The organism is Pseudomonas multiresinivorans (genome assembly GCF_012971725.1).
GTDB lineage: Bacteria > Pseudomonadota > Gammaproteobacteria > Pseudomonadales > Pseudomonadaceae > Pseudomonas > Pseudomonas multiresinivorans.
The window spans coordinates 4,213,511-4,235,234 of the sequence record NZ_CP048833.1 but is presented as its reverse complement, the minus strand read 5'-3'; the positions used below and the strand labels follow the sequence as shown (position 1 = coordinate 4,235,234).

Sequence of the window (21,724 nt, the reverse complement as noted above, 5' to 3'; positions counted from 1 at the left end):
ACCTTTGAATCAGTGGTTGGGGATGACGGGGCGCGGCGGATAGACCCGCAGCGGCATCAGCGGAATCAGAACGAGCAGGGCGGCGGCCAGCCAGGACATCGCCAGCAACGTGTCGGAGGCGGCGAGCACGCCGGCCTGGCCGCGCACCTGGCCGGCCAGGCGGCCGACGTTTTCGGCGCCGCCCAGTTGCTCCAGGCGCAGGCCGAGGGCCTGCTGGGCGTTGCCCAGATGGTCGACCAGGCGATTGGAGTGGTAGTGCTCGCGCCAGGTCATCAGGAACGACACGATGGCGCTACCCAGCACCGCGGAGAAGCCGCGCACGCTGTTGAACCAGGCCGAGGCGAACGGTCCTTCGATGGGCGCAACGACGCTGGTGGCGGACATCAGTAGCGGCACCACGGCCATCGGCTGGCCGATGATCTGCAACGCCAGCAGGGCGTAGAAGTTCTCCCGCGTCCACTCGCTGGTGAGCTGGCTCATGCCGAAGGCCGAGAGCCCGCACAGGCTGATGCCGATGGCCAGCACCCAGCGGCAATCCACCCGCGGGATGTTGCACAGTGCAGCGATCAGCGGCAGCGAGACCAGTTGCGGCAGCGCTACCAGCAGTGCCATGGGCGCCGATTGCAGCGGGCGATAACCGTGGGCGGAGGCGAGGTAGGACGCCGGCACGCCGGAGCACGCGCCGAGCACCACCAGCACGCCGGCGAGGGTGATCAGCGAGTGGGTGAAGTTGCGCCGCTTGAGGATGTCCAGGCGGAAGAACGGCAGCGGATGCGTCCACTCGTTGACGAAGAACGCCACCAGCAGCCCGGCGCCGCCGATCACCAGCAGGGTGATCAGGTCCGACTCGAACCAGTTCAGGCGCTCGCCCTGCAGCAGACCGATCACCAGCATCAGGATGCCCGGCAGGCCGAGTGCGAGGCCGATGGTGTCGAACTGGCGCAAGCGCTCCAGGCGTAGTGGGTCCTGCGGGATGCCCCAGGCGACGGCGGCCAGCGCCACGGCGCAGAGCGGGATGACCTGCCAGAACACCCACTGCCAGCCGACGAACTCGGTCCACAGCGCGGCCAGCGGCATGCCCAGGTTGGGCGCGAAGGTGGCGGTCAGCGCATAGGCGCCCAGGCCGTAGAGCTTGACGCCCGGCGGCAGGAAGCGCAGCGCCACGGTCATCAGCATCGGCGGCATGCAGCCGCCGGCGAAGCCTTGCAGCAGGCGCAACAGGTAGAGCGTCTCGACGTTCGGCGCGAACGGGCAGAGCAGCGCGAGCAGGGCAAAGCAGGCGATGGCGCCGAGGGTGAAGCGGCGCAGCGACACGGTGACCGAGAACCAGGGCGCGAAGGCCATGGCGGCGACCTGCGCCGCCGAATAGAGGGCGAGCAGCCAGGTGCCTTCGTCATGGCCGATGGACAGCGCGCCGCGCACGTCGGTCATGGCCAGGTCGGTGACCTTCTCGTTGAGCCCGGCGCTGAGGGAGGCGATCAGCACGCCGAGCATGCCGACCACGATGCGCAGGCCGAACGGCTGGGGGGCGGCTGGCGTGACGGGCTTGGCCGGTTGCGGACTGGCGGCGGAAATCGGGGCGAGCGCGGTCATGGCCGGCCTCCGCGGGGGTGGCCGATGCCGCCGCCGGTAGGCGGTGATGTGCAAGGCATAGGAATCAACTCGGGTATTTGCGACCGAGTCTAGGGAAGGTCGATAGCTGTGGAAATTGAAATGATTGCAGCTAATCAGTGCGTATGGCGCACTGGTCGCGCAATCAGCTCAGCAGGCCGGAGCTCTCGCGCAATTCGATGCACACACGCTTCACCGTCTGCCGCAGCCAGCTGTGTGCGGGGTCGTTGTCGAAGCGCGGGTGCCAGGCCTGGAGGATCACCACGGATTTCAGCGGCAGCGGGATGTCGAACTGGCGCAGGGCGAAGCCCAGGCGGTCGAGGCGCCACAGCGAATGCTCGGCGATGGGCAGTACCAGGTCGGATTCCAGCAGGGCGAAGATCGAGGAGTGGAAGGTCGGCGCGGTGAGGCGGATTTCGCGGCGCAGGCCGAGGTTCGCCAGTTCCTCGTCGATTGGCCCGATGGCTCGGCCGCGGCGGGACACGCTGATCTGCGGAAACGAAGCGAAGCGCTCCGGGGTGATCTCGTCATCGAAGATCGGGTGGTCGCGCCGCGCCAGGCCGACGAAGTTGGTGGTGAACAGCGTCTGCGTGCGGATTTCCGGCTCCAGCGTCGAGGTGGCGCCAATGTAGAGGTCGATGCGGTTCTGCCGCAGGGCTTCGTCGTCGAAGTCGGCTTCGGGAGCGATGCGCAGGCTGCAGCGCGGCGCTTCTTCCTTCATCACCGCCAGCATGCGCGAGGCAAAGCCGCCCACCAGTACGTTGTTGGAGCGCAGCACGAAGCAGCGCTCGAGCTGGTCCATGCGCAGGTTTTCCTTGGCATTGAACAGGCGCATGGCGTGTTCCACCAGGTCGCTGACTTCCTCGCGCAACTGCAGTGCGCGCGGCGTCGGCACCAGGTTGCGCCCGGCACGGACCATGATCGGGTCGCCGACCGCTTCGCGGATGCGCGACAGGGTGCGGCTCATCGCCGGCGGGCTGAGGTGCATGCGCCGCGCGGCGCCGACCACGCTGCCTTCTTCCAGCAGGATGTTGAGGGCGACCAGCAGGTTGAGATCGGGCAGGGCCATGGTGACTCCGAAGGTTTGGCACGTTGCCATTCATGTTCCATTGTGACGGGCTAGATGGGCAAGCGTGCGTTTGACGCAATGGTTCATTACGTTTTTCGTGCCTTTACGGTGCGCGCCCTGGCCCGAAGAATGGCGGCGGATTTCGTTTCATGAAGGAGAAAGGCATGTTCAAGCGGATTCTTCTGGCCATCGACGGCGCGGCGCAGTCGCCGAGGATCATTGCCAGTGCCGCCGAGTTGGCGCGGTGCAGTGATGCGCTGGTGCATGTGGTATGCGCCGTGGACCGCGCTTTCGCCATGCCGCGCCAGGATGCGCTGGAGTACCCGCCGGCGGAGCAGGAGCAGCACGAGGCCCAGGCGCTGGTGGATGACGCCGTGGTGCAGTTGCAGCCGTGTGTGGCGACGGGAGCGGTGGTGGCCGGTGATCCTGCGCGGGCGATCCTGCGCGAGGCGGAGCGGCTGGAGTGCGACCTCATCGTGATCGGGCACCGGCATCTGGGGCGCATCGAACGGCTGCTGGACCCATCGGTGGGGCAGCGGGTGATCGAGCGGGCGCCGTGCCCGGTGTTGGTCGAGGTGAGGGAGTAGCGTGCCTGTTGGCTCGGTGTCGTGCGGTTCGCGAGCAAGCTCGCTCCTACAGGTTCGTACTGATGCGCTCTTCGTAGGAGCGAGCTTGCTCGCGAACCCAGGTTGGCACCGTCGCGTTGCCGGGAATCGATCGCGGACGGAGTCCGCTCCTACGCACGCAGGGAAGCCTGGCACCGAAATAGCGGCGCCACGCATCGTGGAAAGAAAAGCGGCCCCGGCGCCGGGTTGGTCCTGAGCGAGGACCCGGCGCCGAAGCCGTAAGGGGTCAACCGCGGCGATGCACGTTGCGGCCGTGCGCGAAGGTTTCCTTCACGGTACGGTCGTCGCCGAGGATGACCAGTGCGAAGAGTTTCTCCTCCAGGGTTTTCGCCTGCTGCAGGCGGTAGTCCAGCAGCGGGGTGGCCTTGTAGTCGAGGACCACGAAGTCGGCCTCGTTGCCCTGGGCGAAGCTGCCGACCTTGTCTTCCAGCTCCAGTGCGCGGGCGCCACCGAGAGTGGCCAGGTACAGCGACTTGAACGGGTCGAGCTTGATGCCCTGCAGCTGCATGACCTTGTAGGCCTCGTTCAGCGATTGCAGCTGGGAGAAGCTGGTGCCGGCGCCGACGTCGGTGCCCAGGCCGACTTTCACCTTGTGCTTCTCCAGCTTCGCCAGGTCGAACAGGCCGCTGCCGAGGAACAGGTTGGAGGTCGGGCAGAAGGCCACGGACGAGCCGGTTTCCGACAGGCGCTGGCACTCGCCGTCGCACAGGTGCACACCGTGGGCGAATACCGAGCGCGGGCCGAGCAGGCCGTGGTGGTCGTAGACGTCCAGATAGCCCTTGCGCTCCGGGAACAGCTCCTTGACCCACTCGATTTCCTTGAGGTTTTCCGACAGGTGCGTGTGCAGGTACACGCCCGGGAACTCCTTGAGCAGGCGGCCAGCGGCGTCGAGCTGTTCCGGGGTGCTGGTCGGGGCGAAGCGCGGGGTCACCGCGTAGAGCAGGCGGCCCTTGCCGTGCCAGCGCTCGATCAGCGCCTTGCTGTCGGTGTAGCTGCTTTCGGCGGTATCGGTCAGGTAGTCCGGGGCATTGCGGTCCATCATCACCTTACCGGCGATCAGGCGCAGGTCGAGCTTCTCGGCGGCGTCGAACAGGGCGTCCACCGACTGCGGGTGCACGGTACCGAACACCAGCGCGGTGGTGGTGCCGGCGCGCAGCAGTTCCTTGAGGAAGATGCCGGCGACATCGGCGGCGTGGGCCGGGTCGGCGAACTGCTTCTCGGTGGGGAAGGTGTAGGTGTTCAGCCAGTCCAGCAGTTGCTCGCCGTAGGAGGCGATCATGCCGGTCTGCGGGTAGTGGATGTGGGTGTCGATGAAGCCGGGGGTGATCAGCGCGTCGCGGTACTCGACCACTTCCACGCCGCCCAGTTGCGGCAGCAGCTCGGCGGCGTGGCCGAGGCGGGCGACCTTGCCGTCTTCCACCAGCAGGATGCCGTCCTCGAAATACTGGTAGGACTGCTCCACGCCGACTTCGGCCGGGTCGGCGACGCTGTGCAGGATGCTGGCGCGGTAGGCTTTGGCTTGAGTGCTCATCAATCTCTCGCAAATCGAAAAATATCGCGTCTTTGGACGCTGTTCGATGGGTATCGCTTCGCTCCACCCATCCTACGGAACGCTGGGTCTTTTTTTGTAGGATGGGTGGAGCGCAGCGATACCCATCACACGTGGCCGGCAATCGGGCTATCAGGCGCCGCTTTCGGCGGTGCGCGCGCGGCGGCTGTTGGGTAACAGTTTGGCCACGGTGTTCTCGCCCTTGCCGGTCTCCTGACCGAAGGTGGCGTTGTAGGTGGCGATGACTTCGCCGGCAATGGACACGGCGATCTCAACCGGCAGCTTGCCCTTCACTTCGCTGATGCCCATGGGGCAGCGCATGCGCTGCACTGTGTCGGCGGCGAAACCGCGGTCGCGCAGGCGGTGTTCGAACTTGGCGCGCTTGGTGTCCGAGCCGATCAGGCCGAAGTAGGTGAAGTCGTTGCGCTCGAGGATCTTCGCGGTCAGCTCCAGGTCCAGGGCGTGGTTGTGGGTCATGACGATGAAGTAGCTACCAGCGGGCATTTCGTCGATCTCGTCGATCACATCCTCGTTGATCGCGCGGGTGACGCCCTCAGGGATGTAGTCGGGAAACTCGGTTTCCCGCGAGTCGATCCAGCGCACCTTGCACGGCAGGCTGGCAAGCAGCGGTACCAGGGCGCGGCCGACATGGCCGGCGCCGAACACGGCGATGTGCGCCTGGGGCTGGCCCATGGGTTCGAACAGCAGCACGGTGGCGCCGCCGCAGCACTGGCCGAGGCTGGCGCCGAGGCTGAAGCGCTCCAGCTTCGGCTCGCGCTCGCGGGCCAGCAGCATTTCCCGCGCGATGGCCATGGCCTTGAATTCGAGGTGGCCGCCGCCGATGGTGTCGTAGATCTTGTCGGCGCTGACGACCATCTTCGAGCCGGCGTTGCGCGGGGTCGAGCCTCGTTCTTCGATGATGGTCACCAGCACGCTGGCTTCGGCGCGCTGTTGCAGGTCGGCGAGGGCACTGATCCAGTTCATCGTGACGAACCTCAAGGTTGGGCTTTGCGTAGGAGCGGACTCTGTCCGCGATTGCATCCGGCGTGATGCGGACCTATCGCGGACGGAGTCCGCTCCTACGGTTCTTCTTTAGGGTGGGGTACCGTTGGCAGGGCGGAGGACGGAAGTGGGGACGTCTCTCCCTGCCAGCGGTGCCCCATGGTCACATCACGCCGGCTCGACCTGAGCCGGTGCTTTCTCGGCCTGGGCCAGCTTCAGCTTGCGCATCTGCTCCACGCCCCAGAGCACGCGCTCGGGGGTGGCAGGGGCGTCGATCTGCGGCTGGGCGCGGTAGTCGGCCAGGCTCGCCACGGCGTCCTTGATCGCGCAGAACACCGAGATGCCCAGCATGAACGGCGGCTCGCCGACGGCCTTGGAGTGGAAAACCGTCTGCTCCGGGTTCTTGCGGTTTTCCACCAGCTTCACCCGCAGGTCGATGGGCATGTCGGCGATGGCCGGGATCTTGTAGCTCGCCGGGCCGTTGGTCATCAGCTTGCCCTTGGCGTTCCACACCAGCTCTTCCATGGTCAGCCAGCCCATGCCCTGGACGAAGCCGCCTTCCACCTGGCCGATGTCGATGGCCGGGTTCAGCGAGGCGCCGACGTCATGGAGGATGTCGCTGCGCAGCATCTTGTACTCGCCGGTGAGGGTGTCGACGATCACTTCCGAGCAGGACACGCCATAGGCGAAGTAGTAGAACGGCCGGCCGCGCGCCTGGCTGCGGTCGTAGTAGATCTTCGGCGTGCGGTAGAAGCCGGTGGAGGAGAGCGATACCTGGCCAAAGTAGGCCTGCTGCACCAGCTCCTCGAACGGCAGGATCAGGTCGCGCACGCGCACCTGGTTATTGCGGAACTCGATGTCATCCTCGGTGACCTTCCAGTGCTTGGCGGCGAACTCCACCAGGCGCTGCTTGAGGATTTCGGCGGCGTTCTGCGCGGCCTTGCCGTTCAGGTCGGCACCGGAGGATGCGGCGGTCGGGGAGGTGTTGGGCACCTTGTCGGTGTTGGTCGCGGTGATCTGCACGCGGTCGATGTCGACCTGGAAGATCTCGGCGACCACCTGGGCGACCTTGGTGTTCAGGCCCTGGCCCATCTCGGTGCCGCCGTGGTTCAGGTGGATGCTGCCATCGGTGTAGATGTGGATCAGCGCACCGGCCTGGTTGAGGAAGGTGGCGGTGAAGCTGATGCCGAATTTCACCGGAGTCAGCGACAGGCCTTTCTTCAGCACCGGGCTGCTGGCGTTGAACGCTCGAATCTCGGCGCGGCGCTTGGCGTACTCGGCGCTGGCTTCCAGTTCCTCGGTCATTTCCTCCAGCAGGTTGTGTTCGACCTGCTGGTAGTAGTGGGTGACGTTGCGCTCGTCCTTGCCGTAGTAGTTGCGCTTGCGCACTTCCAGCGGGTCCTTGCCCAGATGGCGCGCGACGGCGTCCATGATCTCCTCGATGGCGACCATGCCCTGCGGGCCGCCGAAGCCGCGGTAGGCGGTGTTCGACGCGGTGTTGGTCTTGCAGCGGTGACCGTTCACCGTGGCGTTGCCGAGGAAGTAGGCGTTGTCCGAGTGGAACATCGCGCGGTCGACGATGGAGCCGGAGAGGTCCGGCGAGTAGCCGCAGTTGCCGGCCAGCTCGATGTTGATGCCGTGCAGCAGGCCGTCATCCTCGAAACCCACGTCGTACTCGACATAGAAGGGGTGGCGCTTGCCTGTCATCTGCATGTCTTCGACGCGCGGCAGGCGCATCTTCGTCGGGCGGCCGGTGAGGCGCGCGATCACCGCGCACAGGCAGGCAGGTGCAGCGGCCTGGGTTTCCTTGCCGCCGAAGCCGCCACCCATGCGGCGCATGTCGATGACCACCTTGTTGAAGGAGATGCCCAGCACTTCGGCCACCAGCTTCTGCACTTCGGTGGGGTTCTGCGTGGAGGTATAGACGATCACGCCGCCGTCTTCGGTGGGCATCACCGAGGAAATCTGCGTCTCCAGGTAGAAGTGCTCCTGGCCGCCGATGTGCAGGGTGCCCTGGATGCGGTTCGGCGCGGTGGCCAACTGGCCTTCCGAATCGCCGATCTTGTGCTGGTGGCTGTCCAGCACGAAGTGCTTCTTGCGCAGCGCCTCGACCACGTCGAGCACCGGTTCCAAGTCCTCGTACTCGATGATCGCGGCCATGGCGGCCTTGCGCGCGGTTTCCAGGCTGTCGGCGGCGACGGCGATGACCATCTGGCCGACGTACTCGACCTTGCCGTCCGCCAGCAGCGGGTCGCCGGCGACGACCGGGCCGATGTCCAGCTGGCCGGGCACGTCATCCTTGGTGATGGCGATGGCGACGCCGGGGAACTGGTAGCAGGGGCTGACGTCCAGCCTGGTGATGCGCGCATGGGCGCGGTCGCTCATGCGGGCGTAGACGTGCAGCTGGTTGGGGAATTCCAGGCGGTCGTCGATGTATTGCGCTTCGCCGCTGACGTGTTTGGGCGCGCTCTCGTGCTTGACGCTGCGGCCGACGCCGGTGGTCAGGTCGGCGCGGAACAGCGCGGTGAGTTCTTCCTGGCTTTTCTGGGGCTTATGCATAGTGGGTCACCCGGGTCACGGCCTGAGGGGCTTCCAGTTCCAGGAAGCACTTGCGCAGCAGGTTCTGCGCGGTGAGCAGGCGGTATTCCTTGCTCGCACGGAAGTCGGTGAGCGGCGCGAAATCTTCGCTCAGGGCCTGTGCGGCGCGTTCGAAGGTGGCGCTGTTGAAGGTCTGGCCAAGCAGCGCAGCCTCGCAGGCCTTGGCGCGCTTGGGAATCGCCGCCATGCCGCCGAAACCGGTGCGCACGGCGGTGATCTTGCAGTTCTCGACGGTGACGCTGAAGGCGGCGCACACGGCGGAGATGTCGTCGTCCAGGCGCTTGGAGACCTTGTAGGCGCGGAACGCCTGGCTGGCCTGCGGGCGCGGGATGATCACCTGTTCGATGAACTCGCCTTCCTGGCGCGCGGTGACCTTGTAGTCGATGAAGTATTCGTCGATGGGCAGCTCGCGGCGCTCGGCACCCTTGCGCAGTACCAGGCGCGCGCCGAGGGCGATCAGCAGCGGCGGCGAGTCGCCGATGGGGGAGGCGTTGCCGATGTTGCCGCCCAGGGTGCCCTGGTTGCGGATCTGCAGCGAGGCGAAGCGGTGCAGCAGCTCGCCGAAGTCCGGGTAGTCGCGGGAAAGCGCTTCATAGCAGTCGGTCAGCGGAGTCGCCGCACCGATCTCGATGCGGTCGTCGAAGACTTCGACGCGCTTCATTTCCTCGACGTGGCCGACATAGATCATCACCGGCAGTTCGCGGTGGAACTGGGTGACTTCCAGGGCCAGGTCGGTGCCACCGGCCAGCAGGCGCGCCTGCGGGTTGGCGGTGTAGATATCGGCCAGATCGGCGATGGTCAGCGGTAGCAGGCAGCGCTTGTCGCCGCTGTTGAGCTCGGCAGTCTCGTTGGGCGCGATGGCTTTCAGCTGGGCGATGATTTCCGGCTGGGCGACGTCGAACTGGTCGGGCTGCTTCTGGCAGCAGGACTGCTCGGCGGCGTCGAGGATCGGGCGGTAGCCGGTGCAGCGGCACAGGTTGCCGGCCAGCGCTTCATGGGCTTCAGCCTTGCGCTCGTCGGCGGTTTCGCCCGCGGTGTTCTTCTGCAGGGCGAACAGCGACATGACGAAGCCGGGGGTGCAGAAGCCGCACTGCGAGCCGTGGCAGTCGACCATGGCCTGCTGTACGCCGTGCAATTCGCCGCGGTGCTTGAGGTCATCGACGCTGATCAGCTGCTTGCCGTGCAACGAGGAAACGAAGGTGAGACAGGAGTTGAGGGTGCGGTAGCGGATGCGCTTGGCACCTTCTTCACCGACCAGCTCGCCGACCACCACGGTGCAGGCGCCGCAGTCACCGGAGGCGCAACCCTCCTTGGTGCCGGTCTTGCCCAGGGTCTGGCGCAGGTAGTTGAGCACGGTGAGATTGGGATCGAGGCGGTCTTCGACGCGCAGCTCGCGATTGAGCAGGAACCTGATCAAGGCTTGCCTCCAGGCTGATTCTTGTTTTTGGTAGGGCACTGGATGGCGAATTTATGGAAAGCTGACTTTTGAGTCAATAAAATTTCTGTCCTAAAGGTCAGAAAGTTTTTCCGGGGTGACAAGTGGTGGGGAAGGAGCGGCTTTTCGTAGGAGCGAGCTTGCTCGCGAACCGCCGTTGCAGACACGTGCGCCGTGCCGGTCGACCGGCTTTTAACGGACGAAGAGCTTCGCGAGCAAGCTCGCTCCTACAGGGATGGCAGAGAGCAAAAAAAGGCGGCAAGCCGGGGTAGGGCTTGCCACCAAGGCGTGGAACTCGTCGATCAGGCTTGCTGGGTGGCGCTCAGCTGGTATTCCTCGCCGGCGTAGTAGGCGCGCACCCGGCGGTCCATTACCGCGCGCCAGAGCGGCGGGAACAGCGCCAGGACGATCATCCCGGCATAGCCGTTGGGCAGTTGCGGGCTTTCGTCGAAGTGCCGCAGCACCTGGTAGCGGCGCTTGGCGTTGGCGTGGTGGTCGGAGTGGCGCTGCAGGTGGAAGAGGAACAGGTTGGTCAGCAGGAAGTTGCTGTTCCAGGAGTGCTCGTGGGTGGTCCGCTCGTAGCGCCCGGTTTCCAGGCGGCGGCGGTGCAGCCCGTAGTGTTCGACGTAGTTGACGATCTCCAGCAGGGTGAAGGCCATCACCGACTGGCCGATGAAGTAGACCGCGCCGATCCAGCCGAACGCGACGCTGAATCCGACCAGGAACAGCACGCTGATGACGTACCACCAGATCAGCTCATTGCGCCAGTGCAGCGCCGGCAGGCCCTTGCGCTTGAGGCGCTCCTTCTCGAGCTTCCAGGCATTGAGGAAGTTGTGCTTGTAGGCGTGGGGCAGGAAGGCGTAGAGGCTCTGGCCGTAGCGCGAGGACGAGGCATCTTCCGGCGTAGAAACGTGCACATGGTGGCCGCGCACGTGTTCCACCTTGAAGCCCGCGTAGCATACCGCCGCCAGCAACAGGCCGCCGGCGTTCTGCTCCAGTTCCGGGTCCTTGTGGATCAGCTCGTGGGAGACGGTGATGCCGATGGCGCCCATCACCGTGCCGACCGAAAGAATCCAGCCCAGTTGGCCGACCCAGTTCCAGGCATCATAAGTGGCCAGCACCCAGCCGCCGTAGACCAGCATGCCCAGCAGCAGCGGCACCGTCAGCAGGCTGAGGAAGCGGTAATAGCCCTCGCGCTCCATGGGCGGGACTTCCTCGATCTCATCCGGATTGGCCGGATCGCGGCCGACCACGAAGTCCAGCAGCGGGATTACCCCGAACACCACGGTGATCACCAGCCAGGCCCAGGCATTGGGGTAGTTGCTGCCGTAAGACCACCAGTAGCTCACCGGAATACCGAACACCGGCACCAGCCAGATCCAGTAGCCGGCTTTCTTGAGACGCAACATCCAGGCAGGGGAAAGGAAAAAGGCGAACATGGACGACTCCCGATACGTCTCTTGTGTAGGATTGTCGGACAATCCTGCGCCTGTTCCTGCCACTGGACGCACCAACCTTTGTTCTGTCGTCCGCCCGGCACAGGAGATGGCGCGGTAACACCCTGTGTTACACTTCGCCTCCGCACCAACCCCTCGAAAGCGCCCCGATTCTTAAGGACAACCATGACGTTCAAGGCCCCGGACAGCCTGGCTGAGCAGATCGCGCATCACCTTGCCGAACGCATCATCCGGGGCGAACTCAAGGAGCGCGAGCGCATCCAGGAACAGAAGGTCACCCAGACCCTGAATGTCAGCCGTGGCTCGGTGCGCGAGGCGCTGCTGATCCTGGAGCGTCGCCACCTGGTGGTAATCCTGCCGCGCCGCGGCGCGCAGGTGTCCGAACTGTCCCCGGCGCACGTCGAAAGCCTGTATTCGCTGGTCATCGAGCTGTACATCATGCTCGCCAGCAGCGTGGCCCGAACCTGGCGCGAGGAGGTCGACCTGGCGCCCTTCATGGCGATCCAGCAACGCCTGCTGGAAAACCTCGAGCGCGGCGACATCAATGCCTTCGTCGAATCCAGCTTCGACATCATGCGCGCCGCCTTCCCGTTCGCTGGCAACCCCTACCTGCAGGAAACCGTGGAAAATCTCCTGCCGGCCATCAGCCGCACTTATCATCTGGCCCTGGAACGCCGCAAAGGCGAGATGAGTCAGTTCATCGGCAGCTTCGAAGACCTGCTGCGCGCGGTGGTCGGGCGCGACGAAGCCGGCATCCGCGCGGTGCTGCTCGACTACGGTCGGCACAACAGCCAACTGGTCCTGGCCGCTCTGGCTGAACGATAAGCTCGCTACTAGAAGAACAAGGGGGGGAGGGCGCATGCGGCTCAAGTGCATCAAGCTGGCGGGCTTCAAGTCCTTCGTCGATCCGACGACGGTCAATTTCCCGAGCAACATGGCGGCGGTGGTTGGTCCCAACGGCTGCGGCAAGTCCAACATCATCGACGCCGTTCGCTGGGTGATGGGTGAGAGTTCGGCGAAGAATCTCCGCGGCGAATCGATGACCGACGTCATCTTCAATGGCTCCAACACCCGCAAGCCGGTGACCCAGGCGTCCATCGAGCTGATCTTCGACAACTCCGACCAGACCCTGCTGGGCGAATACGCCAGCTACGCCGAGATTTCCATTCGCCGCCGCGTGACCCGCGACGGCCAGAACACCTACTTCCTCAACGGCACCAAGTGCCGGCGCCGGGACATCACCGACATCTTCCTCGGCACCGGCCTCGGGCCGCGCAGCTACTCGATCATCGAGCAGGGCATGATCTCCAAGCTGATCGAAGCCAAGCCCGAGGACCTGCGCAACTTCATCGAGGAAGCCGCCGGCATCTCCAAGTACAAGGAGCGCCGCCGCGAAACCGAGAACCGCATCCGCCGCACCCAGGAAAACCTCGCGCGCCTGACCGACCTACGCGAAGAGCTGGAACGCCAGCTCGAACGTCTGCACCGTCAGGCCCAGTCGGCGGAGAAGTACCAGGAGTTCAAGGCCGAGGAACGTACCCTCAAGGCCCAGCTCGGCGCCCTGCGCTGGCGCGACCTGAACGAGCAGGTCGGGCAGAAGGAAAAGGTGATCGGCGACCAGGAAGTGGCCTTCGAGGCACTGGTGGCCGAGCAGCGCAGCGCGGACGCGAGCATCGAGCGCCTGCGCGACGGCCACCATGAGCTGTCGGAAACCTTCAACCAGGTGCAGGGCCGCTTCTATTCCGTCGGCGGCGACATCGCCCGCGTCGAGCAGAGCATCCAGCACGGCCAGCAGCGCCTGCGCCAGTTGCAGGACGACCTGCGCGAGGCGGAGAAAACCCGCCAGGAAACCGAATCCCACCTGGGCCACGACCGCACGCTGCTGGCCACCCTGGCCGAAGAGCTGGAGCGCCTGGCCCCGGAGCAGGAAATCAGCGCCGCCGCCGCCGAAGAGGCCACCGTTGGCCTGGAAGAGGCCGAGCAGCGCATGCACGACTGGCAGCAGCGCTGGGACGCCTTCAACCAGCAGAGCGCTGAACCGCGCCGCGAAGCCGAAGTGCAGCAGTCGCGCATCCAGCACCTGGAGCAGAGCCTGGAGCGCCAGGCCGAGCGTCAGCGCCGATTGAACGACGAACGCACACAACTGGCGGCTGACCCGGAAGACGCTGCGATCCTCGAATTGGGCGAACAGGTTGCCGCCATCGAGTTGCTGCTGGAAGAGTCACAGATCGAAGAGCAGGAACTGGCCGAGCGCCTGGAGCGCGTGCGCCAGTCTCTGCAGGAAAGCACCGCCGCGCAGCACCAGGCGCAGGGCGAGCTGCAACGTCTGAATGGACGGATCGCCTCGCTGGAAGCCTTGCAGCAGGCCGCGCTCGATCCGGGCGACGGCACTGCGCAGTGGCTGCGCCAACAGGGCCTGGAACAGCGCCCGCGCCTCGCCGAAGGGCTGCGCGTGCAGGCGGGCTGGGAGCTGGCGGTGGAAACCGTACTCGGCGCCGACCTGCATGGCGTGCTGCTGGACGATGTGAAGGGGCTGCCGTTCGACGCGCTGGAGAAGGGCGAGCTGCGCCTGCTCGATCTGGCCGCTGGCGCGGTTTCTCGTCCCGGCAGCCTGCTGGACAAGGTCGAGACGAATGTCGACCTGAGCTATTGGCTGGGCCGCGTGCGCCCGGTGGAAACCCTGGATCAGGCGCTGGCCCAACGCGCTTCGCTGGGCGACGGCGAGAGCCTGGTCAGCCGCGATGGTTACTGGGTCGGCCGCAACTTCCTGCGCGTGCGCCGCGGCGAATCCGCCGATGGCGGCGTGCTGGCGCGTGGGCAGGAGCTTGAGCGTCTTTATGTCGAGCGAGAGACGCTGGAGCAGCGCCTCGCCGAGATCGACGAGCAGCTGGTGCGCTTGCGTGACGAGCAGCGTCAGGCCGAGGAAGGCCGCGACCAGGTGCGCCGCCGCCTGCAGGACGAAGGTCGCCGCCAGGGCGAACTGAAGGCGCAGCTGTCCGCGCAGCAGGCCAAGGTCGAGCAGTTGACGTTGCGCCGGCGCCGTCTTGACGAAGAACTGGCCGAGCTGGCCGAGCAGCACGCCATCGAGCAGGAGCAACTGGGCGAAGCCCGCCTGAGCCTGCAGGAAGCACTGGACGCCATGGCGGTGGATACCGAGCGCCGTGAGTCGCTGCTCGCCGAGCGCGACGGCATGCGCGAGAAACTCGACCGCATCCGCCAGGAATCCCGCCAGCACAAGGACCAGGCCCATCAGTTGGCTGTGCGGGTTGGTTCCCTGCGTGCCCAGCACGAATCCACCCGCCAGGCGCTGGAGCGCTTGGACAGCCAGGCGGTGCGCCTGGTCGAGCGCTGCGAGCAGCTCAATCTCAACCTGGAGGAGGGCGCCGCGCCGCTGGAAGAATTACGCATGCGCCTGGAGGAATTGCTCGACCGGCGCATGGCGGTGGAAGACGAACTCAAGCACGCGCGTCTTGCCCTGGAAGACGCCGATCGCCAGTTGCGCGATGCCGAGAAGCGCCGGACCCAGGCCGAGCAGCAGTCGCAACTGCTGCGCGGTCAGCTGGAACAGCAGCGCATGGAGTGGCAGGCCTTGAGCGTGCGGCGCAAGTCGCTGCAGGAGCAGCTCCACGAGGACGGCTACGACCTGCACGGCGTGCTGGGCACTCTGCCTCACGATGCCGCCGAGAAGATCTGGGAAATCCGCCTGGCAGAACTGGCCGCGCGCATTGGCCGGCTGGGGCCGATCAACCTCGCGGCGATCGAGGAGTACCAGCAGCAATCCGAGCGCAAACGCTACCTCGACGACCAGAACGACGACCTGGTGGAAGCGCTGGATACCCTGGAAAACGTCATCCGCAAGATCGACAAGGAAACCCGCAACCGCTTCAAGGAAACCTTCGACCAGATCAATGCTGGCCTTCAGGCACTGTTCCCCAAGGTTTTCGGCGGCGGTCACGCCTATCTGGAACTTACCGGCGAGGATCTACTCGATACCGGGGTAGCGATCATGGCGAGGCCGCCGGGCAAGAAGAACAGCACCATCCATCTTCTGTCCGGTGGCGAGAAGGCCCTGACCGCTCTGGCGCTGGTATTTGCGATCTTCCAGCTGAACCCGGCACCGTTCTGCATGCTCGACGAGGTCGACGCGCCGCTGGACGATGCCAACGTCGGCCGTTATGCGCGGCTGGTGAAGGAGATGTCGGAGAAAGTGCAATTCATCTATATCACCCACAACAAGATCGCCATGGAGATGGCCGATCAATTGATGGGCGTGACCATGCACGAACCGGGTTGTTCGCGTCTGGTGGCGGTGGATGTGGAAGAGGCAGTTGCGCTCGCCGAAGCGTGATCGTCCGGGCGAACTTGAGCTATGCTGGCAAGATGCTTTTTTTCATGCCTAAAGCATTGATTTGATTGAGGTAGGCTTCACTTCATGCGCGCAAGTGGCAACGGCTATGAAAAGTTGCAAAGAGCGCGTCGGAGTGTCGCCATAGACAGTGTAAAGTTATGTGAGAGCGTGTTAGCTTAATGCCCACTTTTGTATCGCGTGGAAAACATCAGTCAGAACATGAAGTTGGCTCCACGTTTTCAAGGGATAGGATGTCCTTTTCTTCATCATCATTTTTTGTTCAGGGGCTACGGGATTAGATGGATATCGGTCTGCGCGAATGGCTGATCGTCATTGGGCTTATCGTGATCGCCGGCATTCTGTTCGACGGCTGGCGTCGCATGCGGGGTGGCAAGGGCAAGTTGCGGTTCAAACTGGATCGCCAGTTTGCCAACCAGCCCGATGACGGGGATGAAAGCACTCCTGAACTGCTCGGGCCTTCCCGGGTGGTCGAACACCGCGAGCCGGAACTGGACGAGGAAGACCTGCCCAAGGTCAGCGCCAAGGAGTCGCGCGGCAAACGCCGCGGCGAACCGCGCCAGGGCGACCTGAACCTGGATGATCCGGCACCGAACCTGCTCGGCCCGCTGGACGAAGAGGATTTCCCCAACCCGCTGGACGAGGCGCCGGCAGAGAAGGACAAGTCGAAGAGAGACCGCAAGAAGGACAAGGAGCGCGTAGCTCCCGTGCCTGCTGCCCCGTCGGCGCCGCAGGCGCCAGTCGACGAAGTGCTGATCATCAACGTCATCAGCCGCGACGAGAACGGCTTCAAGGGCCCGGCGCTGCTGCAGAACATCCTGGAAAGCGGCCTGCGCTATGGCGAGATGGACATCTTCCACCGCCACGAGAGCATGGCCGGCAACGGTGAAGTGCTGTTCTCCATGGCCAACGCGGTCAAGCCGGGCACCTTCGATCTGGACAACATCGACCAGTTCAGCACCCGCGCCGTGAGCTTCTTCCTCGGCCTGCCGGGCCCGCGTCATCCCAAGCAGGCGTTCGACGTGATGATCGCCGCCGCCCGCAAGCTGGCCCAGGAGCTCAATGGCGAGCTGAAGGATGAGCAGCGCAGCGTGATGACCGCGCAGACCATCGAGCACTACCGTCAGCGCATCATCGATTTCGAACGACGCGCCCTGACCCAGAAGCGCTAAGCTTTCAGCACGCTGCACAGAAGCCCCAAGCGACCCTTGGGGCTTCGCATTTCTACCTCAAGCAGAAAGAGCCGCCGAGATTCCCGCATGACCGATTCCCAGACCGCTGCCGAACGCATCGCCCAGCTGCGCAGCGAACTCGACGACCATAACTACCGCTATTACGTGCTTGACGAGCCGAGCGTGCCGGACGCCGAGTACGACCGCCTGTTCCGCGAACTGAAGGCGCTGGAAGCCGAGCATCCCGAACTGATCACTCCCGAGTCGCCGACCCAGCGCGTCGGCGGCGCGGCCGCTTCGGCTTTCGGCGAAGTACGCCACGAAGTGCCGATGCTGAGCCTGGGCAACGCCTTCGAGGAGCAGGATCTCAACGATTTCGATCGCCGTGTGCGCGAGGGGCTGGCCGACCAGTTGCCTTCCTCTGATCTGTTCGGCGGCGGTGCCGAGGTGGAATACAGCTGCGAGCCCAAGCTCGACGGCCTGGCGGTCAGCCTGCTGTACGAGAATGGCGTGCTGACCCGCGGCGCCACCCGTGGCGACGGCACCACCGGCGAAGACATCAGCGTCAACGTACGTACCATCCGCAATGTGCCGCTGCGCCTGAAGGGCGAGGGCTGGCCGGCGATACTGGAAGTGCGTGGTGAAGTATTCATGTCCAAGGCCGGCTTCGAAGCGCTCAACGAGCGGCAGATGGAAGCCGGCGGCAAGACCTTCGCCAACCCGCGCAACGCTGCCGCCGGCAGCCTGCGCCAGCTGGATTCGAAGATCACCGCCAGCCGCCCGCTGGAGTTCTGTTGCTACGGCTTTGGGCGGGTCGAAGGCGGTACGCTGCCGGGCACCCAGGTGGAGATCCTTGAGGCGTTGAAGGGCTGGGGTATCCCGATCAGCCGCGAGCTGAAGCTGGCCAAGGGCGTCGAGGGTTGCCGCGCCTATTACGAAGACATCGGGACGCGCCGCGACAGTCTTGCCTACGAAATCGACGGCGTGGTGTTCAAGGTCAACCGCATCGATTTCCAGCGTGAACTGGGCTTCCGCGCCCGCGAACCGCGTTGGGCCATCGCGCACAAGTTCCCCGCCCGCGAGGAACTCACCGAGCTGCTCGACGTGGAATTCCAGGTCGGCCGCACCGGCGCGGTGACTCCCGTGGCGCGCCTGAAGCCGGTCCAGGTGGCCGGTGTGACCGTCTCCAATGCCACCCTGCACAACATGGACGAGGTCGCGCGCCTGGGCCTGATGATCGGCGATACCGTGATCATCCGCCGGGCCGGCGACGTGATCCCGCAGGTCATGCAGGTGGTCACCGAGCGCCGTCCGGCAGACGCGCGCCCGGTCGCAATCCCCACCCAGTGCCCGGTATGTGGCTCGCAGGTCGAGCGCACCCAGCTGGTCAAGCGCAGCAAGGGCAAGGAGTCGGTCAGCGAAGGTGCGATCTATCGCTGCGTCGGCCGGTTGTTCTGTCAGGCGCAGCTCAAGCAGGCGATCATTCACTTCGTCTCGCGCCGTGCCATGGACATCGACGGCCTTGGCGACAAGATCGTCGAGCAACTGGTGGACAAGGGCCTGGTGAAGTCGCCGGCCGATCTGTACACGCTCACCTTCGAGCAGGTCATCGAGCTGGAAGGCTTCGCCGAAGTCTCTACGCGCAACCTGCTCGCTGCGATTGCCGACAGTCGCAAGCCGGCGTTGGCGCGCTTCGTCTTCGCCCTGGGCATCCCTGACGTGGGCGAGGAGACGGCCAAGCTGCTGGCACGCTCCCTGGGCTCGCTGGCGCGCATCCAGAAGGCGCTGCCGGAGGTGCTGACCTACCTGCCCGATGTGGGCGGTGAAGTGGCCTATGAGATCCACAATTTCTTCGATGACGAACACAACCGCAGCGTGATCCAGCAACTGCTGGAGCGCGGCATCGAGCTGCAGGACGAGGGCGAGGTATCGGCAGAGTTCGCCGCCGTCGCCACCCTGGCCGGCTTCATCGACAAGCTGAACATTCCCTTCATTGCCGCCACCGGCGCCGAGAAGCTCGCGGACCGTACCGGCAGCCTCGACGCGCTGGTTGCCCTCAGCCAGGACTGGCTGGACCTCAGCACCCTGAAAGGAGTGAACGAGAAGGCCAGGCAGTCGGTGCGCGAATACTTCGCCGATGCCGCCCGCGTCGAGCGGGCCAGGGCCGTCGAGGCGCAGCTGGCGGAGTTCGGCATGCACTGGCGCAGCGAGCGCAAGGTCGTCGAAGGCCTGCCGCTGGCGGGCCAGACCTGGGTGCTCACCGGCACGCTGGAGGCCATGAGTCGCGACGTTGCCAAGGAGCAGCTGGAAAGCCTGGGCGCCAAGGTGGCCGGCTCCGTCTCGGCCAAGACCCATTGTGTCGTTGCCGGACCGGGAGCGGGTTCAAAGTTGGCCAAGGCCCAGGAACTTGGCGTCGCCGTGATGGACGAAGAACAGCTGATCAAGCTGCTGGCCGACCACGGTATCGGCGCCTGACACGCCTTTCTTCCAATCAAAGAATCAAGATCAACGCATCAAGGAGTCAATCCATGCCCATGACCAAGGACCAACTGGTTCGCGATATCGCCGAATCCCTCGACCTGACCCAGGCCGCCGTGCGCGGCGTGTTCGAGCAACTGGCGCAGATCGCCCAGGACGCCCTGGAGAACGACGGTGAGCTGACCCTGCCGGGTATCGGCAAGCTCAAGGTCAGCGAACGCGCCGCCCGTACCGGCCGCAACCCGCAGACCGGCAAGACCATCGAGATCGCCGCGAAGAAGGCCGTGCGCCTGGTGCCCGCCAAGGCCCTGGTCGACAGCCTGAACTGATCGGCAGGCCCGTTCCGGCCTCAGCGTTGCGACGCAGGGCGGGACGGGCCACTGGTTGACGGAGAGCGAGATGGACAAGGCAAGAAAGCAGCGCCTGCTCGGCGTAGGGGCACTGGTGCTGTTGTTCGGGGCTTACGTGGCCTGGAGCGAGCGCCCGCAGATCGTCCTGCATTATGAAGCGCAGGGTGGCCCGGCGGTGAGCTACAGCTACAAGGAAAACGGCGAGGAAACCCTCGCGGGCGAGATCAAGCCGGGCGAGGCGCGCTCCTTCCCTCTGCGCCTGCTGCGCTCGGGCGAGTACCGCGTCGGCTTCCAGTTCCACCAGGGGGCGGAGCGCTACTCCACCTTCAGTGCCCGGCCGGGCTACAGCAAGATGGACCTGTTCATCGGGCCGAACCTGGAAGTCTCCACCCAGCCTCGGCCCGAAGGGTTGCTGCAGGCGCAGTGATACCGGTTACAGGTACTCGGCCACCAGTACGACATTGCGTTGATCCGCGGCGAGGCCACCCTTGGCAATCTCGCGGATAACGCTGTCGGCATCGCCGTTGGCAGTGACTTCCTGCCCCAGTGATTTTCCCTGGGTATCGGTGAGGCGGTAGCTCACGCTGGGCAGTGCTCCGCGCGGCTCATTCAGCGTCATCGTCATGGTCTGGCGGCAGCCGCTCAGGTGCACCCGTGCGCTGCTGGCGGTGACGTCGCTGAGGCCGACCTGGCAGGTCGGCTCGACCACGGCGCCGCTGAAGTGAATGATGCCGTCGTAGGCCATCAGCGGGCCTGAGAAGAGCAGGGCAACGAGAGTGGTGGATCGCAGGGCAGCGGACATGTGGGCATTCCTCGCTCGGTCAGGGTCCGTCATTAATCGACGGCTCTCCCATAAGCGTCGGCGCAACAAGAAATTTCTTAATATCTCGTAGGCAGATTCTCTTAATGAATAGCTGAATCCGTGACGAGCCTCAGGAATTTCCCGAAGGATGTCGCTAAGTGCTTGAAGTACTTGTAACTTGCGCTCAAGCCGCTACAATGGCGCGGCTCGCTGAACTGGCGAGCTCTCGCGATGGTGGCCCTGTCGGTCCCCCCGCAACGATTACTCGCTTACCTGGTCAGGTCCGGAAGGAAGCAGCCAAGGCGGGGACATTGTGTGCCGGGGTGTGGCTGGCGGGGCCGCCTCCATTTCGGGGCCCGGAAAATGGCCTGCCTCGCGTCCTGTCGAGCGCTGCCCGTCTCAGCGGTAGTGATCCAGGATCTGCTCGATCTTCCCCGACGCCTTGATCTTCGCCAGCACCGAGAGCACCTCCTCGGCGCGGACTTCGGGTGCGTCCAGCACCATGCACGACAGCGGGGTCTCCTCGATCACGCTGGCGGTTCTCAAGCGCTCCGCCTCGGGTAGATCACGGTTGAACCAGTTCAGTGCGAACTCGCTGCTGATCGCATATTGATAACGGCCGATGCGCAGCTTCTTCAGCACCAGTTCCTGGTTGCGCGCGTCGTCGCGGATCAGCCAGTGGCTGTCCAGAAGCGGCTGCAGGCGCGGGTAGTGGTAGCCCAGGACCGTGCCGATGGACTGGCTGGGGAGGGTTTCGAGATTGTCCGCAGGGGCGTCGCGGACCACCAGCAGGTCGCGCTGCAACATCAGTGGTGCAGTCCAGCGGTAGTCCTTGAACTCGTGCTCGATCCAGGTGCGCGAGACGTAGCAGCGCACGTCCACGGAGTGAGTGAGCAGCGCCTGTTCGATGCGGGCGCGGGGCACGATGTGGAACGCCGGTGTCCGTCCAAGCTCGTGGGCCGTCTCGTTGAACAGCTCGAACAGGATGCCGCCGGTCAGTTCGCCATTCTCGATCTGCGCCAGCGGCATCGCCCAGCTGTCGACCACCGAGAAGCGCAGGGGACGGTCGTCGGCCTGGGCGAGGGTGGCGGTCAGCAGCAGGGCGGTGGCAAGGAAGCGCATCAAGGCTCCGTTGATGGCAGAACGACGACACAATGCCGTGTAGCCCGGCCCTTGCCAAGATGCGACAACGTCCGGTGCGGACATCGA

Annotated in this window: 16 protein-coding genes and 1 other RNA gene; 8 read left to right on the top strand and 9 right to left on the bottom strand. The window is 65.0% G+C overall.

All coding sequences use genetic code 11. From position 1 onward, the window contains the following. Window positions 1-9 precede the first annotated feature (9 nt). Window positions 10-1,593 (bottom strand): MFS transporter, encoded by a 1,584-nt coding sequence (locus G4G71_RS19140; protein ID WP_169939558.1) that lies wholly within the window; start codon window positions 1,591-1,593, stop codon window positions 10-12. Window positions 1,594-1,756: 163 nt separating this feature from the next. Further along, window positions 1,757-2,680 carry a LysR family transcriptional regulator gene (locus G4G71_RS19135; protein WP_037017040.1) on the bottom strand — a complete coding sequence of 308 codons (924 nt, stop codon included), beginning with the start codon at window positions 2,678-2,680 and terminating at the stop codon, window positions 1,757-1,759. Window positions 2,681-2,844: 164 nt separating this feature from the next. Between G4G71_RS19135 and G4G71_RS19130 the strand changes: the two genes are divergently transcribed. Continuing rightward, entirely contained in the window at window positions 2,845-3,267 is a 423-nt protein-coding gene (locus G4G71_RS19130) for a universal stress protein (protein WP_169939557.1), read from the top strand. A 265-nt stretch (window positions 3,268-3,532) separates the two neighbouring features. On the opposite strand, the gene guaD is transcribed toward G4G71_RS19130, so the two are convergent. The 5 genes from guaD to G4G71_RS19105 form a co-directional block, all read right to left on the bottom strand. Next, the gene (guaD, locus tag G4G71_RS19125) at window positions 3,533-4,837 is read right to left on the bottom strand and encodes a guanine deaminase (protein ID WP_169939556.1); all 1,305 of its coding nucleotides are present in this window, start codon (window positions 4,835-4,837) and stop codon (window positions 3,533-3,535) included. Window positions 4,838-4,987: 150 nt separating this feature from the next. Then, the gene (gene xdhC / locus G4G71_RS19120) at window positions 4,988-5,839 is read right to left on the bottom strand and encodes a xanthine dehydrogenase accessory protein XdhC (protein ID WP_169939555.1); all 852 of its coding nucleotides are present in this window, start codon (window positions 5,837-5,839) and stop codon (window positions 4,988-4,990) included. Between the two features lie 186 nt (window positions 5,840-6,025). Further along, the gene (xdhB, locus tag G4G71_RS19115; protein ID WP_169939554.1) at window positions 6,026-8,416 is read right to left on the bottom strand and encodes a xanthine dehydrogenase molybdopterin binding subunit; all 2,391 of its coding nucleotides are present in this window, start codon (window positions 8,414-8,416) and stop codon (window positions 6,026-6,028) included. Continuing rightward, window positions 8,409-9,872 carry a xanthine dehydrogenase small subunit gene (xdhA, locus tag G4G71_RS19110; protein WP_169939553.1) on the bottom strand — a complete coding sequence of 488 codons (1,464 nt, stop codon included), beginning with the start codon at window positions 9,870-9,872 and terminating at the stop codon, window positions 8,409-8,411. Before xdhA ends, xdhB begins: the two co-directional genes overlap by 8 nt. 320 nt (window positions 9,873-10,192) lie before the next feature. Further along, complete coding sequence (locus G4G71_RS19105) at window positions 10,193-11,329, bottom strand: alkane 1-monooxygenase (RefSeq protein WP_169939552.1); 1,137 nt, start codon at window positions 11,327-11,329, stop codon at window positions 10,193-10,195. Window positions 11,330-11,512: 183 nt separating this feature from the next. Between G4G71_RS19105 and G4G71_RS19100 the strand changes: the two genes are divergently transcribed. From G4G71_RS19100 to G4G71_RS19075, 6 genes are all read left to right on the top strand, one after another. After that, window positions 11,513-12,172 (top strand): GntR family transcriptional regulator, encoded by a 660-nt coding sequence (locus G4G71_RS19100; protein ID WP_169939551.1) that lies wholly within the window; start codon window positions 11,513-11,515, stop codon window positions 12,170-12,172. A gap of 34 nt (window positions 12,173-12,206) precedes the next feature. Continuing rightward, window positions 12,207-15,695: a chromosome segregation protein SMC gene (gene smc / locus G4G71_RS19095; protein WP_169939550.1), complete on the top strand. Its 3,489-nt coding sequence runs from the start codon at window positions 12,207-12,209 to the stop codon at window positions 15,693-15,695. 299 nt (window positions 15,696-15,994) lie between these two features. Continuing rightward, a complete protein-coding gene (gene zipA, locus G4G71_RS19090; protein ID WP_169939549.1) occupies window positions 15,995-16,885 on the top strand; it encodes a cell division protein ZipA in 891 nt (296 codons plus the stop codon). 87 nt (window positions 16,886-16,972) lie between these two features. Further along, window positions 16,973-19,360 (top strand): NAD-dependent DNA ligase LigA, encoded by a 2,388-nt coding sequence (gene ligA, locus G4G71_RS19085; RefSeq protein ID WP_169939548.1) that lies wholly within the window; start codon window positions 16,973-16,975, stop codon window positions 19,358-19,360. Window positions 19,361-19,413: 53 nt separating this feature from the next. Further along, window positions 19,414-19,692: an HU family DNA-binding protein gene (locus G4G71_RS19080; RefSeq protein ID WP_024763913.1), complete on the top strand. Its 279-nt coding sequence runs from the start codon at window positions 19,414-19,416 to the stop codon at window positions 19,690-19,692. A 70-nt stretch (window positions 19,693-19,762) separates the two neighbouring features. After that, entirely contained in the window at window positions 19,763-20,140 is a 378-nt protein-coding gene (locus G4G71_RS19075; protein WP_169939547.1) for a hypothetical protein, read from the top strand. 6 nt (window positions 20,141-20,146) lie between these two features. Here the strand turns inward: G4G71_RS19075 and G4G71_RS19070 are convergent, their stop codons facing one another. Beyond that, window positions 20,147-20,515, bottom strand: a complete 369-nt coding sequence (locus tag G4G71_RS19070) for a fimbrial protein (RefSeq protein ID WP_169939546.1) — start codon at window positions 20,513-20,515, stop codon at window positions 20,147-20,149. Window positions 20,516-20,756: 241 nt separating this feature from the next. On the opposite strand from G4G71_RS19070, the gene ffs reads away from it, so the two are divergent. Then, window positions 20,757-20,853: signal recognition particle sRNA small type (ffs, locus tag G4G71_RS19065), an RNA gene on the top strand. 61 nt (window positions 20,854-20,914) lie between these two features. Here the strand turns inward: ffs and G4G71_RS19060 are convergent. After that, complete coding sequence (locus tag G4G71_RS19060) at window positions 20,915-21,637, bottom strand: substrate-binding periplasmic protein (RefSeq protein WP_054910534.1); 723 nt, start codon at window positions 21,635-21,637, stop codon at window positions 20,915-20,917. Window positions 21,638-21,724 lie beyond the last annotated feature (87 nt).